The organism is Agreia sp. Leaf335 (genome assembly GCF_001423605.1).
Taxonomy (GTDB): domain Bacteria; phylum Actinomycetota; class Actinomycetes; order Actinomycetales; family Microbacteriaceae; genus Agreia.
Genome location: NZ_LMOQ01000003.1, coordinates 516,910 through 531,746, shown reverse-complemented (window position 1 = coordinate 531,746; position 14,837 = coordinate 516,910). Strand labels below are relative to the sequence as shown.

General features: G+C 66.9%; 16 protein-coding genes and 3 tRNA genes. 7 read left to right on the top strand and 12 right to left on the bottom strand.

Annotated features, from left to right (window positions below; all coding sequences use genetic code 11):
• Position 1: 1 nt before the first annotated feature.
• The 8 genes from ASF79_RS12800 to tilS all read right to left on the bottom strand — a co-directional run bounded on the left by ASF79_RS12800 (position 2) and on the right by tilS (position 6,647).
• A complete protein-coding gene (locus ASF79_RS12800) occupies positions 2–457 on the bottom strand; it encodes a DUF3180 domain-containing protein (protein WP_055855425.1) in 456 nt (151 codons plus the stop codon).
• A complete protein-coding gene (gene folK, locus ASF79_RS12795) occupies positions 454–975 on the bottom strand; it encodes a 2-amino-4-hydroxy-6-hydroxymethyldihydropteridine diphosphokinase (protein ID WP_055778524.1) in 522 nt (173 codons plus the stop codon). The genes ASF79_RS12800 and folK overlap by 4 nt, the downstream gene beginning before the upstream one ends.
• Positions 972–1,394, bottom strand: a complete 423-nt coding sequence (gene folB, locus ASF79_RS12790) for a dihydroneopterin aldolase (protein WP_055856128.1) — start codon at positions 1,392–1,394, stop codon at positions 972–974. The genes folK and folB overlap by 4 nt, the downstream gene beginning before the upstream one ends.
• On the bottom strand, positions 1,391–2,314 hold the full coding sequence (folP, locus tag ASF79_RS12785; RefSeq protein WP_326942872.1) for a dihydropteroate synthase: 924 nt from the start codon (positions 2,312–2,314) through the stop codon (positions 1,391–1,393). The genes folB and folP overlap by 4 nt, the downstream gene beginning before the upstream one ends.
• Complete coding sequence (folE, locus tag ASF79_RS12780; protein WP_055855423.1) at positions 2,311–2,886, bottom strand: GTP cyclohydrolase I; 576 nt, start codon at positions 2,884–2,886, stop codon at positions 2,311–2,313. The genes folP and folE overlap by 4 nt, the downstream gene beginning before the upstream one ends.
• Before the next feature lie 12 nt (positions 2,887–2,898).
• Complete coding sequence (gene ftsH / locus ASF79_RS12775; protein WP_055778530.1) at positions 2,899–4,911, bottom strand: ATP-dependent zinc metalloprotease FtsH; 2,013 nt, start codon at positions 4,909–4,911, stop codon at positions 2,899–2,901.
• A 144-nt stretch (positions 4,912–5,055) separates the two neighbouring features.
• Positions 5,056–5,607 (bottom strand): hypoxanthine phosphoribosyltransferase, encoded by a 552-nt coding sequence (hpt, locus tag ASF79_RS12770; protein WP_055778533.1) that lies wholly within the window; start codon positions 5,605–5,607, stop codon positions 5,056–5,058.
• Between the two features lie 14 nt (positions 5,608–5,621).
• The gene (gene tilS / locus ASF79_RS12765) at positions 5,622–6,647 is read right to left on the bottom strand and encodes a tRNA lysidine(34) synthetase TilS (protein WP_055855421.1); all 1,026 of its coding nucleotides are present in this window, start codon (positions 6,645–6,647) and stop codon (positions 5,622–5,624) included.
• A gap of 47 nt (positions 6,648–6,694) precedes the next feature.
• On the opposite strand from tilS, the gene ppa reads away from it, so the two are divergent.
• Positions 6,695–7,186, top strand: coding sequence for an inorganic diphosphatase (gene ppa / locus ASF79_RS12760; RefSeq protein WP_055778539.1), 492 nt, complete (start codon positions 6,695–6,697; stop codon positions 7,184–7,186).
• 87 nt (positions 7,187–7,273) lie between these two features.
• Here ppa and ASF79_RS12755 read toward each other — a convergent pair whose 3' ends face one another.
• Positions 7,274–8,599 (bottom strand): M23 family metallopeptidase, encoded by a 1,326-nt coding sequence (locus ASF79_RS12755; protein WP_055855419.1) that lies wholly within the window; start codon positions 8,597–8,599, stop codon positions 7,274–7,276.
• Positions 8,600–8,820: 221 nt separating this feature from the next.
• Between ASF79_RS12755 and ASF79_RS12750 the strand changes: the two genes are divergently transcribed.
• The 3 genes from ASF79_RS12750 (at position 8,821) to ASF79_RS12740 (ending at position 9,186) form a co-directional block, all read left to right on the top strand.
• Positions 8,821–8,893: transfer RNA gene (locus tag ASF79_RS12750), tRNA-Glu, on the top strand.
• Between the two features lie 85 nt (positions 8,894–8,978).
• A tRNA-Asp gene (locus ASF79_RS12745) sits at positions 8,979–9,055 on the top strand.
• Positions 9,056–9,113: 58 nt separating this feature from the next.
• Positions 9,114–9,186: transfer RNA gene (locus ASF79_RS12740), tRNA-Phe, on the top strand.
• A gap of 72 nt (positions 9,187–9,258) precedes the next feature.
• Here the strand turns inward: ASF79_RS12740 and ASF79_RS12735 are convergent.
• Entirely contained in the window at positions 9,259–9,462 is a 204-nt protein-coding gene (locus ASF79_RS12735) for a DUF2188 domain-containing protein (RefSeq protein WP_055856123.1), read from the bottom strand.
• 131 nt (positions 9,463–9,593) lie between these two features.
• Here ASF79_RS12735 and ASF79_RS12730 point away from each other — a divergent pair, with 131 nt between their 5' ends.
• Genes ASF79_RS12730 through ASF79_RS12720 form a run of 3 tightly spaced genes read left to right on the top strand, consistent with a single transcriptional unit; the run spans position 9,594 to position 11,655 of the window.
• Positions 9,594–10,280, top strand: coding sequence for an MSMEG_4193 family putative phosphomutase (locus ASF79_RS12730; protein ID WP_055855417.1), 687 nt, complete (start codon positions 9,594–9,596; stop codon positions 10,278–10,280).
• A 28-nt stretch (positions 10,281–10,308) separates the two neighbouring features.
• Positions 10,309–10,872: a DUF3090 domain-containing protein gene (locus ASF79_RS12725; RefSeq protein ID WP_055855415.1), complete on the top strand. Its 564-nt coding sequence runs from the start codon at positions 10,309–10,311 to the stop codon at positions 10,870–10,872.
• Entirely contained in the window at positions 10,873–11,655 is a 783-nt protein-coding gene (locus ASF79_RS12720) for an SCO1664 family protein (RefSeq protein ID WP_055855413.1), read from the top strand.
• A gap of 1 nt (position 11,656) precedes the next feature.
• On the opposite strand, the gene ASF79_RS12715 is transcribed toward ASF79_RS12720, so the two are convergent.
• Together ASF79_RS12715 and ASF79_RS12710 are read right to left on the bottom strand one after the other, a co-directional pair.
• A complete protein-coding gene (locus ASF79_RS12715; RefSeq protein WP_055778554.1) occupies positions 11,657–11,905 on the bottom strand; it encodes a hypothetical protein in 249 nt (82 codons plus the stop codon).
• Between the two features lie 126 nt (positions 11,906–12,031).
• Entirely contained in the window at positions 12,032–14,596 is a 2,565-nt protein-coding gene (locus ASF79_RS12710; RefSeq protein ID WP_055855410.1) for an ATP-dependent Clp protease ATP-binding subunit, read from the bottom strand.
• Positions 14,597–14,837 lie beyond the last annotated feature (241 nt).

Sequence of the window (14,837 nt, the reverse complement as noted above, 5' to 3'; positions counted from 1 at the left end):
CTCAGGTCTCCGGAGTGAAGTCGTCGGGCGGCAGCGCGCAGAGCTGTTCGGCGACGAGCCCGGCGACGAGCAGTACGACTCCTCCGGCCGCGCTGGCGATAGACAGCCAGAGCGACGAGACCTCGGGAACGATCGCTCGGGAGAGCACGTAGATCGTGCAGCCGAGCCCGAAACCGGCGACCAGACTGCCCACGAGGCTCGATGCTTTGGCGAGAACGACGACACGCATCGCGCGGAACGGATTGACCTCGCGCCGCACGGGGCCGCGGATCGCGCGGTAGACGGGAATCGCGAAGGTGAGGACGATGGCCCCGGCAACGGCGAGCGTGATGGGCAGGGTGACCGGCGGAACCAGGATGGGTCTGCCTCCCGAGGCGAGGCCGATCTGCAGGAGGAAACCGACGAGCGCACCGCCCAGCGCGAGGGCGATGACGGGGAACGGGGTGGTGCGTTTCACATCGACTCCGATCGGGTTCGGCGCGCCGTGTCGTCTGTCGCGGCGAGCAGCAGGTCGACCCGGCCACGACCGGGAATCGTCGCATCCGCATCGAGCTCGAGCCACGGGGCGAGCACGAAGTCGCGCTGCCAGGCCCGCGGATGAGGAAGAGTGAGCGTCTCGTCGTCGAGCTCGAGCGATCCGTAGGTGATGACGTCGATGTCGAGTGTGCGATCGCCCCAGCGCTCTTCGCGCACCCTGCCGTGCCGCAACTCGATCTCGCTGAGCGCGGCGAGCAGCGCGTGCGGCGCCAGCGTGGTCTCGATGATCGCGGCGGCGTTGAGGTAGGCGGGTGCCTCGTGGTCGATACCGTGCAGCTTAACGGCGACCGTCTCGTACAGACTCGATTCGCCGATCATCACCACCCCTGCCAACGCCCGGATCTCGGCCATGGCGTCGTTGATGGTCTCGCCGCGGTTGCCGAGGTTGCTTCCGAACGCGAGCACCGACCGGGTGCCCGCCGGCGCTGGCGCCCTCATGGCGTCTCCCTGACACTGTCGGCGCTCGAGCGGCCCCGAGGGCGCACGATCGTGATCGACACGTCGGCGAACGGAACGGGGATGGGGGCGTTGGGCTTGTGCACCGTGACACTCACACGTCTGGCGACCGGATGCGCCAGCACGAGCGTCGCGATGCGCTCCGCGAGCGTCTCGATCAGATCGACGGGTTCGGCCGCCGCGGCCTCGGCCACCTCGACGGCCAGTTCGCCGTAGTGCAGGGTCTGCGCCAGGTCGTCGCCCGCGGCCGCACCGACGGTGTCGAGCCAGACGACGAGGTCGAGCAGAAAGGTCTGCCCGTCGGCGCGTTCGAAGTCGAACACGCCGTGGTGGGCGAACACCTCGAGGCCCGTGAGCGTGAGGGTGTCGAGCTCGTCGACCTGCACGGTGTCGTGGGTCACGATCGGGCTCCCCGTCTCCACACATCCGCGACGTCGAGGGCTGCGCGCGTCTCGGCCACGTTGTGCACTCGCACTGCCCAGGCGCCCTGCGATGCGGCGATCGCGGCGACGATGGCCGACGGCGCGTCCCGCGCATCCGGGGCCGCGTCCTCAGCGACCAGCGGCGCGAGGAATCCCTTGCGCGATGCCGCGACGAGCACCGGCAGCCCGAGCGACGCGAGCTCGCCGTAGTGCCCCAGGAGAGCCCAGTTGTGCTCGGCGTTCTTCGAGAAGCCGATACCGGGATCGACGATGATCTTGGCCGGGTCGACGCCGCGGACGATGAGCTCGGCGACCCGGTACTCGAGCTCGCGCCGCACATCGGAGACCACGTCGCCGTAGCTCGCCTTCGCCGCCATCTCGGCGCTGTGCCCGCGCCAGTGCATCACGACGAAGGGCAGGCCCGTCTCGATGGCGACGCGGGTCATGTCGGGGTCGGCGAGCCCCCCGGAGACATCGTTGATCACGGCCGCGCCCGCGTGGGCCGCCGCGAGAGCCGTGGCCGCGTTCATCGTGTCGACGCTCACCGCGATGCCGCCGCGCGCGAGTTCACGCACGAGCGGCAGCACACGACGCTGCTCCTCGGCCACCGGAACGCGGTGCGCCCCCGGTCGTGTGGACTCTCCGCCGATGTCGATCAGGTCCGCGCCCTGCGCCGTCAGCTCGGCGGCGTGCTCGAGCGCAGCATCGAGGGTGTTCCACCGCCCGCCGTCGCTGAACGAGTCGGGCGTCACGTTGAGGATTCCCATGATGAGCGTGCGTTCGCCGGCCAGCGGCACGCCGGGCACGGCCGTCGACGACCGGATGCGACGACGAACGGATGCGGATCGGTCGCCGCCCTCCGTGGTGGGCTCGGGTGCGCTCACGTGGTTCTTTCTCACGTCGTGGCTCCGATCAGGATCATCAGCTCCGCGCGCTCGGCGGGCTGCGACAGCGTACCGCGACTCGACACCGTGACGGTCGAACTGCGCGTCTGCCTCGGTCCCCGGGTTCTGACGCAGTCGTGTTGCGCGTCGAGGACGACGAGCACTCCGCGCGCCTCGACGCCGTTCTCGATCGCCGATGCGATCTCGTCGCCCAGCCGCTCCTGCAGCTGAGGTCGAGAAGCCAGCGTGTCGACGACCGACGCGATGCGTCCGAGGCCGATCAGTCGGTTCGACGGAACGTACGCGACGTGGGCTACCCCGATGAAGGGAAGCAGGTGGTGTTCGCACACCGAGCGGAACTCGATGTCGCGCACGAGCACGGGCTCGGTGGCCGCACCCTCCGGGAGGGCGAAGGTGTCTCCGAGCGTCGACGCGGCATCGACGCCGAGGCCGGAGAAGAACTCCTCGTAGGCGTCGGCGACTCTGGACGGGGTTCGATCGAGGCCGGCACGCGACGGATCCTCACCGATAGCGATGAGGATCTCGTGCACGGCCGCCTCGACACGAGCCCGGTCGAATGCTGTCACGCGCTCGGTGAGCTACGCGGTTGCGGGACGGGGCGGAGCCTGCGGTGAACGCTTGGGCTTCTGCTCCGGCTCGGGGTCGGACTGGACTCCCCCGTCGACGGCACCGGCGTCGACCGGCGCCTTCGGGGTCGGGAACGACACCGGAGGAAGCTGCGACACCGGACGCTTGTCGCTCGACAGCCACTGCGGGCGGGGCGTGAGCTTCTTGACATCTTTGAAGATCACGGCGAGCTGGTCGTGGTCGAGCGTCTCGTGCTCGAGCAGTTCGAGTGCCAGACGGTCGAGGATGTCGCGGTTCTCGTTGAGAACGCTCCAGGCCTCGTCGTGCGCAGCCTCGATGAGGTGCCGCACCTCGTCGTCGACCTTCTCGGCGATGCGATCGGAGTAGTCGCGCTCGTGCCCCATATTGCGGCCGAGGAACATCTCGCCCGACGCGGCACCCAGCTTGACAGCACCGATATCGGAGGACATTCCGAACTCGGTGACCATCTTGCGTGCCGTCGCGGTGGCCTTCTCGATGTCGTTCGATGCGCCGGTGGTGGGGTCGTGGAACACGACCTCTTCGGCGACGCGCCCACCCATGGCGTAGGCGAGCTGATCGAGCAGCTCGTTGCGCGAGACCGAGTAGCGGTCTTCGAGAGGCAGGACCATCGTGTAGCCCAGAGCCCGGCCACGGGGAAGGATCGTGATCTTCGTCACCGGGTCGGTGTTGTTCATGGCCGTGGCCACCAGAGCGTGACCGCCCTCGTGATAGGCGGTGACCAGCTTCTCGTGGTCGCGCATAATGCGGGTGCGTCGCTGCGGACCGGCGATGACGCGGTCGATGGCCTCGTCGAGAGCGCGGTTGTCGATGAGCTGCGCGTTCGAGCGAGCGGTGAGCAGCGCGGCCTCGTTGAGCACGTTCGCCAGGTCGGCACCCGTGAATCCGGGCGTCTTGCGGGCCACGACCTCGAGGTCGACACCGGCGGCGAGCGGCTTGCCCTTGCCGTGCACCTCGAGGATCTTCTTGCGGCCCTGCAGATCGGGAGCGTCGACGCCGATCTGGCGATCGAAGCGGCCCGGACGCAGCAGAGCAGGGTCGAGGATGTCGGGACGGTTGGTCGCGGCGATCAGGATGACGTTCGTCTTGACGTCGAAGCCGTCCATCTCGACGAGCAGCTGGTTGAGCGTCTGCTCGCGCTCGTCGTGGCCGCCGCCCATGCCGGCGCCGCGGTGACGACCGACAGCGTCGATCTCGTCGATGAAGATGATGGCGGGCGAGTTCTCTTTGGCCTGCTGGAACAGATCGCGCACGCGGCTGGCACCGACACCCACGAACATCTCGACGAAGTCGGAGCCCGAGATGGAGTAGAACGGCACGCCGGCCTCACCCGCGACAGCGCGAGCGAGCAGGGTCTTACCGGTTCCGGGAGGGCCGTAGAGCAGCACGCCCTTCGGAATGCGGGCGCCGACGGCGAGGAACTTCGCCGGCTCCTTCAAGAAGTCTTTGATCTCTTCGAGCTCTTCGAGGGCCTCATCGCTACCGGCGACGTCGTCGAACGTGACCTTCGGCGACTCCTTCGAGACCAGCTTGGCCTTCGACTTGCCGAACTGCATGACCTTGGAGCCGCCGCCCTGCATACCGGAGAGCATGAGCCAGAAGAAGGCACCGATGAGAAGCACCGGAAGGAGGATGCCGATGAGAGACAGGAACCAGTTGGTCTGCGGGACCTCGTCGTTGTAGCCCTTGGTCGGTGCCGCGTCGTTGACGGCGTCGATGACTTCGGTGCCTCGAGGCGTGACGTAGTAGAACTGCACCTGCGTGCCATAGTCCTTGTCAGCCTTCGCGAGGGTCAGGTCGACCCGCTGCTCGCCATCGATGATGGTGGCCGAGGAGACCTTGCCGTCTTTCAGCAGCTGCAGGCCCTCCTGCGTGTCGATCTGCTTGAAGCCACCACCCGTGATGAGGCTGAAGCCGATCCAGAGCGCGATGGCGCCGAGCAGGATGTACGGAATGGGAGATCGGACGATCTTTTTAGCGTTCATGTCTCTTCATCGTGTCGAGAGGGAATTCGTGGTAGTCGAAAGGTTAGCTGGGCCGGGCTGCACGCCGTCTGCATGTTCCCCGTGGGCGTAAATACAGCCCCCGTGGGCGTAAACAGAGCCCCCGTGGGCGTGAAGAGGGGTCGATCAGGAGTACACGTGCGGCGCGAGCACCGCGACGTCACGCAGGTTGCGATAGCGCTCGGCGTAGTCGAGGCCGTAGCCCACGACGAACTCGTTCGGGATCTCGAAGCCCACGTACCGCACGTCGACCTCGACCTTCGCCGCTTCCGGCTTGCGGAACAGCGCGCAGATCTCGACGCTCTCGGCGCCACGAGTACGCAGGTTTCCGAGCAGCCACGAGAGGGTCAGGCCCGAGTCGATGATGTCTTCGACGATCAGCACCTTGCGGCCGGAGAGATCGCTGTCGAGGTCTTTCAGGATGCGCACGACGCCCGAGGACTGCGTGCCCGCACCGTATGAGCTGACTGCCATCCAGTCCATGTTCAACGGAAGCGTCAGCTCACGCGCGAGGTCGGCCATGACCATGACCGCGCCCTTGAGCACACCGACGAGAAGCAGATCCTCGCCCTCGTAGTCGGCTTCGATGCTGCGCGCGAGCTCCGCAATACGCGTGTGGATCTCGGCCTCCGTGTACAGCACGCTGGTGAGGTCGTCGGCGATGTCACTCGAAAGCACAGGGCTCCTTCACATTAGATGTCTGACGCAGCCTGGAACACGAGTTTCCCGGCGACCCTGACAACTCTAATGCCGGGCAGGTCGACACCCTTCTGCCCGTGCCACTCGGTCACGAGAGCGGCGGCGGCAAGGGTCTGCGCTCGACTGAGGCTGACGCCGAACTCGCTCGACACGACGTGCCGGATGATGCGGTTGCGCAGAGCCGCGGGATTCGCCGTCAGGGCTCCGATCGAGATCGCGATCCCCGCCTCGGCGTGCTCGACGATCTCCTCGATCGTCTCCTCGGCCATGTGGTCGAGCGCGTCCCCGTCTTCGCGCAGCTGATCCGCCGTGCGGGCCAGGGCCTCGGCCATGCCCGGACCGAGCTCGCGCTCGAGCGTGGGCAGCACACTCTGCCGCACCCGGACACGCGAGAACGCGGTGTCGACATTGTGCGGGTCGAGCCACGGTTCGAGACCCGCGTCGGCGCAGGCCGCGAGGGTGCTCGAACGCCGGATGCCGAGAAGGGGCCGCACGAAGGCCCCCGAGACGGGCGCCATGCCGTGCAGGCTGGATGCGCCGGCACCGCGGGCCAGGCCGAGCAGCACGGTCTCGGCCTGGTCGTCGAGAGTGTGGCCGAGCAGAACCGCGACCGACGAGGTCTCGCGGCGCACCGCATCCAGGGCCGTGTACCGTGCCGCGCGCGCGGCGGCCTCGGGCCCGCCGGAGCCCGGCCCGGCGTCCACCTCCACGAGCCGCACCAGCACCGGCTCGAGACCCAGCCCGCGCGCCTGCTCGGCCGCCTTCGCCGCCACCGTGGCAGACTCCCGTTGCAACCCGTGATCGACGATCACTGCACCCGCCCGCATTCCCCGCCGGGGAGCCTCGAAGGCGGCCGCCGCGGCCAGGGCCAGGGAGTCCGGGCCGCCGCTGAGAGCCACCAGCACCAGGGCGTCGTCGGACGAGGGGAACGCCTCGAGCGATTCGCGCACGGCCCTGCGCACATCGGCGATCGCCGGTGTCAGACGGGGGCGACGTTCGGATGGAGTCTCAGGGGGCATCCAGTAACGTTATTGCAGTTCACGACCCACAAAGGAGAACCGCCGGCATGGCTGCTTACGACGCGATCATCGAGATTCCCAAGGGAAGCCACAACAAGTACGAAGTCGACCACGAGACCGGACGGGTCTTCCTCGACCGCGTGCTGTTCACCTCGTTCGTCTACCCCACCGACTACGGCTTCTTCGAGAACACCCTCGGCCTCGACGGTGACCCCGTCGACGTGCTGGTGCTTCTCGAATACCCGCTCTTCCCGGGCGTCGGCGTCTCTGTTCGCCCCGTCGCCGTGTTCAACATGACCGACGACGGCGGATCCGACGCCAAGGTCATCGCGGTCCCCGCGAAGGACCCGCGCTGGGCGCACATCCAGGACATCGACGACATCCCCGAGTCGACCCGCAAGGAGATCGAGCACTTCTTCGAGCACTACAAGGACCTCGAGCCCGGCAAGTGGGTCAAGACCGAGGGCTGGCAGAATGCCGCCGCGGCCGAGCAGATCGTTCTCGACGGCATCGAGAAGCTCAAGGTCGAGGGCCACTAGCCCTTCTACGACACAGGCCCCTCGGCGGGCTCAGGGAACGGTCGTCCGTTCCTCGAGCGTGTCGAGGGGCCTGTGTCGTTGGTGGGACTAGCCGAAGTAGACGCCGCGGTCGGCCATCCATGGGCGGGGGTCGGTGGCGCCTCCGCCGATGCGCACCTCGAAGTGAACGTGGCAGCCGGTGGAGTTGCCCGTCGTGCCGGCGAAGGCGATGATCTCACCCGCGGCCACGTACTGGCCAGAGCCCACGTTGAGGCTGGTGTTGTGGCCGTAGCCCGTGCTCACACCGCCGCCGTGACTGATCTCGACGAAGTTGCCGTACCCGCCGTTGTAGCCGGCATAGCTGACTTCACCCGCCGCGGCCGCATAGACGGGGGCGCCGCAGGTGCCGCTGTTGTAGTTGAGGTCGAGGCCCGAGTGCATCGTGTAGTTGCCGCTCACCGGGTTGACGCGCATGCCGTATTCGTCGGTGGAGTAGGAGCCGGGGAACGGGCTCGCCCAGCCGCTCGAGACGGGGCCGGGACCGCTGCTGCTGCCACCTCCTCCGCCGCCGCCGCCGCCAGAAGCTGCTGCCGCGGCCGCGGCATCTGCTGCAGCCTGACGCTCGGCCTCCTTGCGGGCCTCCTCGGCGAGGCGTCGAGCTTCGACTCCCGCGTTGTAGTCCGCTTCTGTCGCCTGCCGGTTCTGCGTGAGGACCGCGAGCTGGGTCTCGAGCTGCACCTCGTAGGTCTGCTGGGCGGCGAGCGACTCTTCGAGGGTCTTCTGTGCGGCGATCGCCTCGTTGCGAGCGGCCTCGGCCTCGTCGGCCAATGACTTCAGCGCGTCGCGGGCCACGACAGCCTGGTCGGTCAGCGACTGGGCGGTGTTCTTGTCTTGCTCGGCGGTGGCGTAGAGCTTCGATGCCGATCCCGTGAGCTGGCTCATGGCGCCCAGCTGGTAGAGCAGACCGTCGGCCTCGCTCGATTCGCTGGTGAAGAGGTTGACCGACAGTCCGTTGCCGCCCGACTTGGCCATCAGTGCGGCGAGCTGGCCTGCCTGCTTGATCGATGCATCCGCCGTCGCCTTGGCCGTGGCGGCCTGGGAGTCGAGCTCGTCGGCCTTGAACGCGGCCGTGTCGTACTTGGTCTGAGCCTGCTGGTACTCGGTTCCGCGCTGGATCGAGAGCGATTCGGCCGCCGCGGTCGCGTCTCGAAGCGACGCGATGAGGTCTTGGATCTTCTGGATCTCGCTCTGCTTCGTCGATTCGTTGGCCTGCGCGGCCTGCACGTCCTCCCACGTGGGGTACTCGTCGGCATAGGCCGGAGCGGCGAGCACAGAGCCCGTGGCGACGAGCGTCAGCGTGACGGCGACCGAGCCGAGGAGGTGGCGGAGTCCCCAGGGGCCGCGGTGTCGACGTCGACTGGTCGTGGCTTTCACAATTCCCCCGGGAGGTGATGACGAGCAAGCTTTTGTCACTCGAGTAACAGTAGTAACAGGCGTCACTCTACCAACAGAGCATTCGGCCTCCCTCAGATCATCGCTTGTCGGCGACAGGATTCCCGGTTCATTCGGCGTCGAGTCGCGTCTCGAACGCCATTCGCGGAGCCGAATTGGCGAGAGCGAGAAGTGTGTGGCATACTCGTTGAGTTGTCACCAACGGCCCTATCGTTTAGAGGCCTAGGACACCGCCCTTTCACGGCGGCAGCACGGGTTCGAATCCCGTTGGGGTCACATTGGTAACAGCACGAAGCATCACCAGCACGAAGAACGCAGCACAACCACGACAACTTAACACGCAGTTCAGATTCACCAGTATGGCCCTGTAGCGCAGTTGGTTAGCGCGCCGCCCTGTCACGGCGGAGGTCGCGGGTTCAAGTCCCGTCAGGGTCGCCAAGGCGACAAGCCCAACCGAGAGGAAGGGCTTTTTGTCTGTGAGCGACTTCGGTCACTCGCCTCTGTAGCTCAGTTGGTAGAGCGTTCGACTGAAAATCGAAAGGTCACCGGATCGACGCCGGTCGGAGGCACTGTCCCATCCCGCGGCTTCTACGCGAGGTGGGACTTTTTTTGTGCCCCGACCAGCGTCTGAATCCCGTCGGCTAGTCTCCGTACGCGGTGCGATCGTCGAGTTCTCCGTCCTCATCGCGAACGGCGTGCTCCCGTCGCAGGCGACGAGCCTGCTCACGTCCTTCGCCGATCGCGTCAGCCTTCGATCGATACGGGCCGGTAGCTCCCTTCTCACCGTCGACCCGGTTGTACCAGGCACCACCCTCGTGGAATGTCTCGACGTCTCCTGTGGGCATCATTCCTCCTTCGTTTGATCCCTACCTTCGTCTGTCTTGGCCCGAGCGCGCTAGTACGTATGACGAGCGGTTGGCGAAGCACGTCACGCGTGCCGACCGACCACACCAGGCCTTCTGTCTAGTCTGATGACATGGGCACACTGATTCTCGTGCGGCACGGCCGCACCCAGGCGAACGTCGACGGCATCCTCGCGGGGCGCACGGCCGGAGTCGATCTCGACGATCGCGGGCGCGAGCAAGCCGCCGCGACGGCCGAACGATTGAGGTCGGTACCCCTCGTCGGCGTGGTCTCGAGCCCTCTTGAACGCTGTCGCCAGACATCCGCTCTGATTCTCGACCGTCAGGAGGGCTCCCCCGAGTTCCTCGTCGACGATGACATCACCGAATGCGACTACGGCGACTGGCAGGGCGGGACCCTGAAGGAGCTCAGCACCGAGAAGCTCTGGAAGGTGGTGCAGTCGAGCCCGTCGGCAGCCGTCTTTCCCGGCGGCGAGTCTCTCGCAGCGATGCAGGCCCGAGCGGTGGCCGCCGTGAGGCGCATGGACGCGCACTTCGAAGAGGAGCACGGCCCCGGCGCGGTCTGGGCCGCGGTGAGCCACGGCGACATCATCAAGTCGATACTCGCCGACGCCTACGGCATGCACCTCGACCTCTTCCAGCGCATCAGCGTCGGCCCCGCATCCGTCTCGATCATCCGCTACGGCGCCGGCGCGCCGAGCGTGCACGCCACGAACACCGAATCGGGTGATCTCTCCTGGCTCCGCACAGCACCCCCGGCGGCGGACGCTCCCGTCGGCGGAGGCGCTGGCCCGGCCTGATCCCGTTCAGCGCTCGTAGACTAGAAGCATGGCTCCCCTCGTCCACGCCTTCGATTGGCCCGACCGGGTGGTGGTCGGCGCGATCGGCCAGCCCGGTTCCCGTACCTTCTACCTTCAGGCCCGCACGGGCAAGCGCGTCGTCAGCGTCGGCCTCGAGAAACAGCAGTCCGCCGCCCTCGCCGAGAAGATCGAGGAGGTCCTCGACGAACTCATGAGCCAGGAGGGCAATCCGTCGAGCGTTCCGGCGACGACTCCGGTCGAGCTGGTCGACAACGACCCGCTCGATCCCGTCGAAGAGGAATTCCGCATCGGCACTCTCAGCCTCGGCTGGGATCCCTCGACCGCCCAAGTGGTCATCCAGGCGTTCCCGATCATCGAGATCGAGATCGACGAAGATCAAGATGAACTCGAGCTCGATCTCGCCGATGTGGAACCCGACGAGATGCTCCTCGTGCGCATCCCCGTAGGCTCCGCCAGGGCGTTCGCCAAGCGCACGCTCGAGGTCGTGGGCGCGGGCCGGCCGCTCTGCCCGCTGTGCGGCATGCCGATGGATGCCGATGGGCATGTCTGCGACCCGTCGCCGGACTTGTAGATGGTGATCGACGCGAGTGACCCCGTCGACGCGTTCGACGCCGAGCTCATCATCACGGGGCGCATCACGACCGCGTCGAATGCGACCTTCCTCGCGCAGATCGAAGACACCGCTGTCGTCTACAAGCCGGTCGCGGGCGAGAATCCCCTGTGGGATTTTCCCGACGGCACGCTGGCTCAGCGCGAGGCGGCGGCATACCTCGTGTCCGAAGCCTTCGGCTGGAACGTCGTTCCCCGCACGTGGCTGAGAAGCGGCCCGATGGGAGTGGGCATGGTGCAGTTGTGGCAGGACATCGACCCCGAACAGGATGCCGTCGACCTGGTCACCGCAGACCGGTTACCCGAATCCGGATGGCGTCGCGTGCTCGATGGCACCGATGAGGAGGACCGCGAGGTCACCCTCATCCACGAGGACAACGACGCGCTCCGGCGCATGGCGATCTTCGATGTCGTGGCGAACAACGCCGATCGAAAAGGTGGCCACATCCTCGCCATGCCCGATGGGCACAGGCACGGGGTCGACCACGGCCTGACATTCCATGCGGAGCACAAACTGCGCACCGTGCTCTGGGGTTTCACCGGAGACGAGCTGCGCCCCGACGAGATCGCCGCCGTCGATCGCGTGCGCACATCGCTCTACGCCGAGCTGGGCGATACCCTGTCCGAGCTCATCACATCAGACGAACTCGACGCGCTCGACGCGCGCTGCGACCGACTGCTGCGCACGACGATATTCCCGGCACCGCGGGGTCATATGCCCGCGGTGCCGTGGCCGCTCTTCTGACTTACTCTTCGGACTTCAACGCGAGACCGATCGCGAAGAACGTGGGTGCCCAGTGGCCGATGAAGATGCCCCAGCGGTCGGACTGGGCCTTGTCGTCTGACTTCTTGGCGCGCGATCCCAGCCATGCGAAGAGGGCGAGAACGATGGAAGCGAAGCCCGCCAGATAGGCGTACTCGCTGCGCAGACCCAGGTCATGCGCCGTGCGGATGGGGTTGAATGCGGCCTGCTCGATATCTTTCTTCTTCGCCATGGTGGCGTCCTTCCGTCAGAAGCCCGTTTGGGGCTGAGGCCACTGTGGCACGCGAAAACGCCCAGCCCCATGGGATTGCGCGGGCTGGGCGTTCTCGTAGTATCTTCGGCCGATCCGGCCTGCGCGCTAAGCGGCGACAGGCAGCTCCGCGGTGGCCGAGATCACGCTGAGCCGGCCGTCGATGACGTCGACCGAGACTCCGCCGCCATCCAGAACGGCTGAGCTCACCAGCAGCTCGGCGATACGGTCGTCCAGCTCGCGCTGGATCACCCGGCGAAGCGGACGTGCTCCGTACTCGGGCTCGTAGCCGTGCTCGGCGATCCAATCGATCGCCGACTCACTGATGTCGAGCGAGACGTTCCGTGCAGCCAGACGCGAGCGGGTCGCATCCAGAAGCAGGGACACGATCTGCCGCAGCTGCGGCTGGTCGAGCTTGCGGAACAGCACGATCTCGTCGATGCGGTTGATGAACTCGGGCCGCATCGCCTCACGCAGCTTGCCCATGACCCGATCGCGCAGCGCCTTGTCATCGCCGAACCCGTCGGCCGCATTCGGGGCCGCGAAGCCGATGGGCCCTCCACGACTCGCGAGGAACTCCGAGCCGATGTTACTCGTCATGATGACCACCGTGTTGCGGAAGTCGACTGTGCGACCCTGGCCGTCGGTCAGGCGTCCGTCGTCGAGAACCTGCAGAAGCAGGTTGAAGATGTCGGGGTGGGCCTTCTCGATCTCGTCGAACAGGATCACCGAGTACGGGTTGCGCCGCACTCGCTCGGTGAGCTGGCCGGCCTCGTCGTACCCGACGTATCCGGGAGGGGCACCGACGAGACGCGAGACCGTGTGGCGCTCGCCGAACTCGCTCATGTCGAAGCGCACCATGGCCTTGTCGTCGCCGAACAGCGACTCCGCCAGGGCCTTGCCGAGCTCGGTCTTGCCGACACCGGTCGGCCCGAGGAACAGGAAGCTGCCCACGGGGCGATTGGCGTCGCCCATGCCCGTGCGGTTGCGTCGCACGGCCTTGGCGACGACCGAGACGGCGTCGTGCTGGCCGACGACGCGACCATGCAGTTCGTCTTCGAGCACCGCGAGGCGCTCACGATCGACCTGGGTCAGACGTGCCGCGGGGATGCCGGTCGCTCGCGAGATCACGGCCGCGATCTCGGCCTCGCCCACGATCGCCTCGGTGACGGATGCCGCAGGCTTGGCCGCCGACAGCTTCTCGTGCACGGCCTCGATGCGGTCGCGCAGACTCGACGCCTCCTCGTAGTGCTCGAGCGAGACGGCGGCATTCTTCGACGCCTCGAGTTCGCTCAGCTCTTCGAGCAGGGCGGAGGTGTCGACGCGGGATCCCAGGCTGAGGCGCAGTCGGGCGCCGGCCTGGTCGATCAGGTCGATCGCCTTGTCGGGCAGGAACCGGTCGGTGACGTAGCGAGCCGACAACTCGACGGCGCCACGGATGGCCTCGTCGGTGTAGCGCACGCCGTGGTGCTCTTCGTAGGCTCCGCGCAGACCCGAGAGGATCGCGACGGCGTCTTCGATGGAGGGCTCGCCGACCTGGACGGTCTGGAAGCGCCGCTCGAGGGCGGAGTCCTTCTCGATCGAACGGTACTCCTTGAGCGTGGTCGCGCCGACGACGTGCAGTTCGCCACGAGCAAGCCGGGGCTTCAGAATGTTGCCGGCGTCCATGCCGCCTTCTCCGGAGCCGCCCGCGCCCACGACCGTGTGCAGCTCGTCGATGAAGACGATCAGCTCGGTCTTGTGCGCGCTGACCTCGTCCATGAGCGTGGTGAGGCGCTCTTCGAAGTCGCCGCGGTAGCGGGTGCCACCGACCATGGCAGGGAAGTCGAGTGAGACGACGCGCTTGTCACGCAGCTGCTCGGGTACGTCGCCGGATACGATTCGCTGGGCCAGGCCCTCGATGATCGCGGTCTTGCCCACGCCGGCCTCGCCGATCAACACGGGGTTGTTCTTGGTGCGGCGCGAAAGGATCTCGACGGTCTGCTCGATCTCGTCGGCGCGGCCGATCACGGGGTCGAGCCCGCCGTCTCGAGCCATGGCCGTGAGGTCTGTGCCGAACTTGTCGAGCATCGGCGTATCGGATGCGTCGGAGGCGTCGGACTGCACGCTGGTGGACTGCTCGCCCATCGTCTCGCGCATGCCGGACTGCAACGACTCGGGCGTGATGCCCGCCGCCGACAGCACCTGACCGGCGGGAGAGTCCTGGCTGATCACGAGCGCGAAGAAGAGGTGCTCGGGGTCGATGTACGTCGAACCCGATGCACGGGCGACCTGGTAGGCGTGGAACAGTGCCCGCTGGGCGGACTGGGTGAGCACGGGCGACTCGACCGCATGCGCGGACTGGGCCTGCGGCAGACGCTGCTCGGCCGCGTTCGCGATGTCGGCCGGACGTACACCCAGGCGCGCGATGACCTCGGCGGCCGGCTCGGTCTCGGCGAGCACGCGCAGGATGTGCAGGGCGTCGAGCTCACGGTGGCCGTGCTCGATAGCGAAGCGCCCCGCGGATGCGAGGACCTCGTGGGTGCGCCGACTCATGAGTCGGCTGATATCGATCGAACGCCCGGCCTGGGCCGCGCGTTCGCCCTGCAGGTAGCGGGCAAGGAATTCATCGAACGAGTTGCTCCCGGATCCGTCGGATTCCGGGGAAGAGTTGGGGTCGAAACGATCGGGCAAAGTAACCTCCTGTGAAACTTGAGTGCCTTCGACTCAACTCAACAATGCAGAGCGATATCTATTCCCGGCCGTTCGCGAATGCGCTCGACGGCGATCTCATCGGCGGTTAGCGTGGACGAATGCGACGAACTGCGGACGAGGTGGGTGTAGTCGACAGACGAACACCCTCTCCGGGGTCACCCCGGGGCACGACTCTCAGCCTGAACGCACAACCGCAGGCACCGCACCGCGCTTCGCGCGG

Excerpts from the sequence above, each read along its gene's own strand:
- folK (WP_055778524.1), bottom strand. The coding sequence starts at position 975 with ATGAGGGCGCCAGCGCCGGCGGGCACCCGGTCGGTGCTCGCGTTCGGA.
- ftsH (WP_055778530.1), bottom strand. The coding sequence starts at position 4,911 with ATGAACGCTAAAAAGATCGTCCGATCTCCCATTCCGTACATCCTGCTC.
- tilS (WP_055855421.1), bottom strand. The coding sequence starts at position 6,647 with ATGCCCCCTGAGACTCCATCCGAACGTCGCCCCCGTCTGACACCGGCG.
- ppa (WP_055778539.1), top strand. The coding sequence starts at position 6,695 with ATGGCTGCTTACGACGCGATCATCGAGATTCCCAAGGGAAGCCACAAC.
- ASF79_RS12735 (WP_055856123.1), bottom strand. The coding sequence starts at position 9,462 with ATGCCCACAGGAGACGTCGAGACATTCCACGAGGGTGGTGCCTGGTAC.
- ASF79_RS12730 (WP_055855417.1), top strand. The coding sequence starts at position 9,594 with ATGGGCACACTGATTCTCGTGCGGCACGGCCGCACCCAGGCGAACGTC.
- ASF79_RS12725 (WP_055855415.1), top strand. The coding sequence starts at position 10,309 with ATGGCTCCCCTCGTCCACGCCTTCGATTGGCCCGACCGGGTGGTGGTC.
- ASF79_RS12720 (WP_055855413.1), top strand. The coding sequence starts at position 10,873 with ATGGTGATCGACGCGAGTGACCCCGTCGACGCGTTCGACGCCGAGCTC.
- ASF79_RS12715 (WP_055778554.1), bottom strand. The coding sequence starts at position 11,905 with ATGGCGAAGAAGAAAGATATCGAGCAGGCCGCATTCAACCCCATCCGC.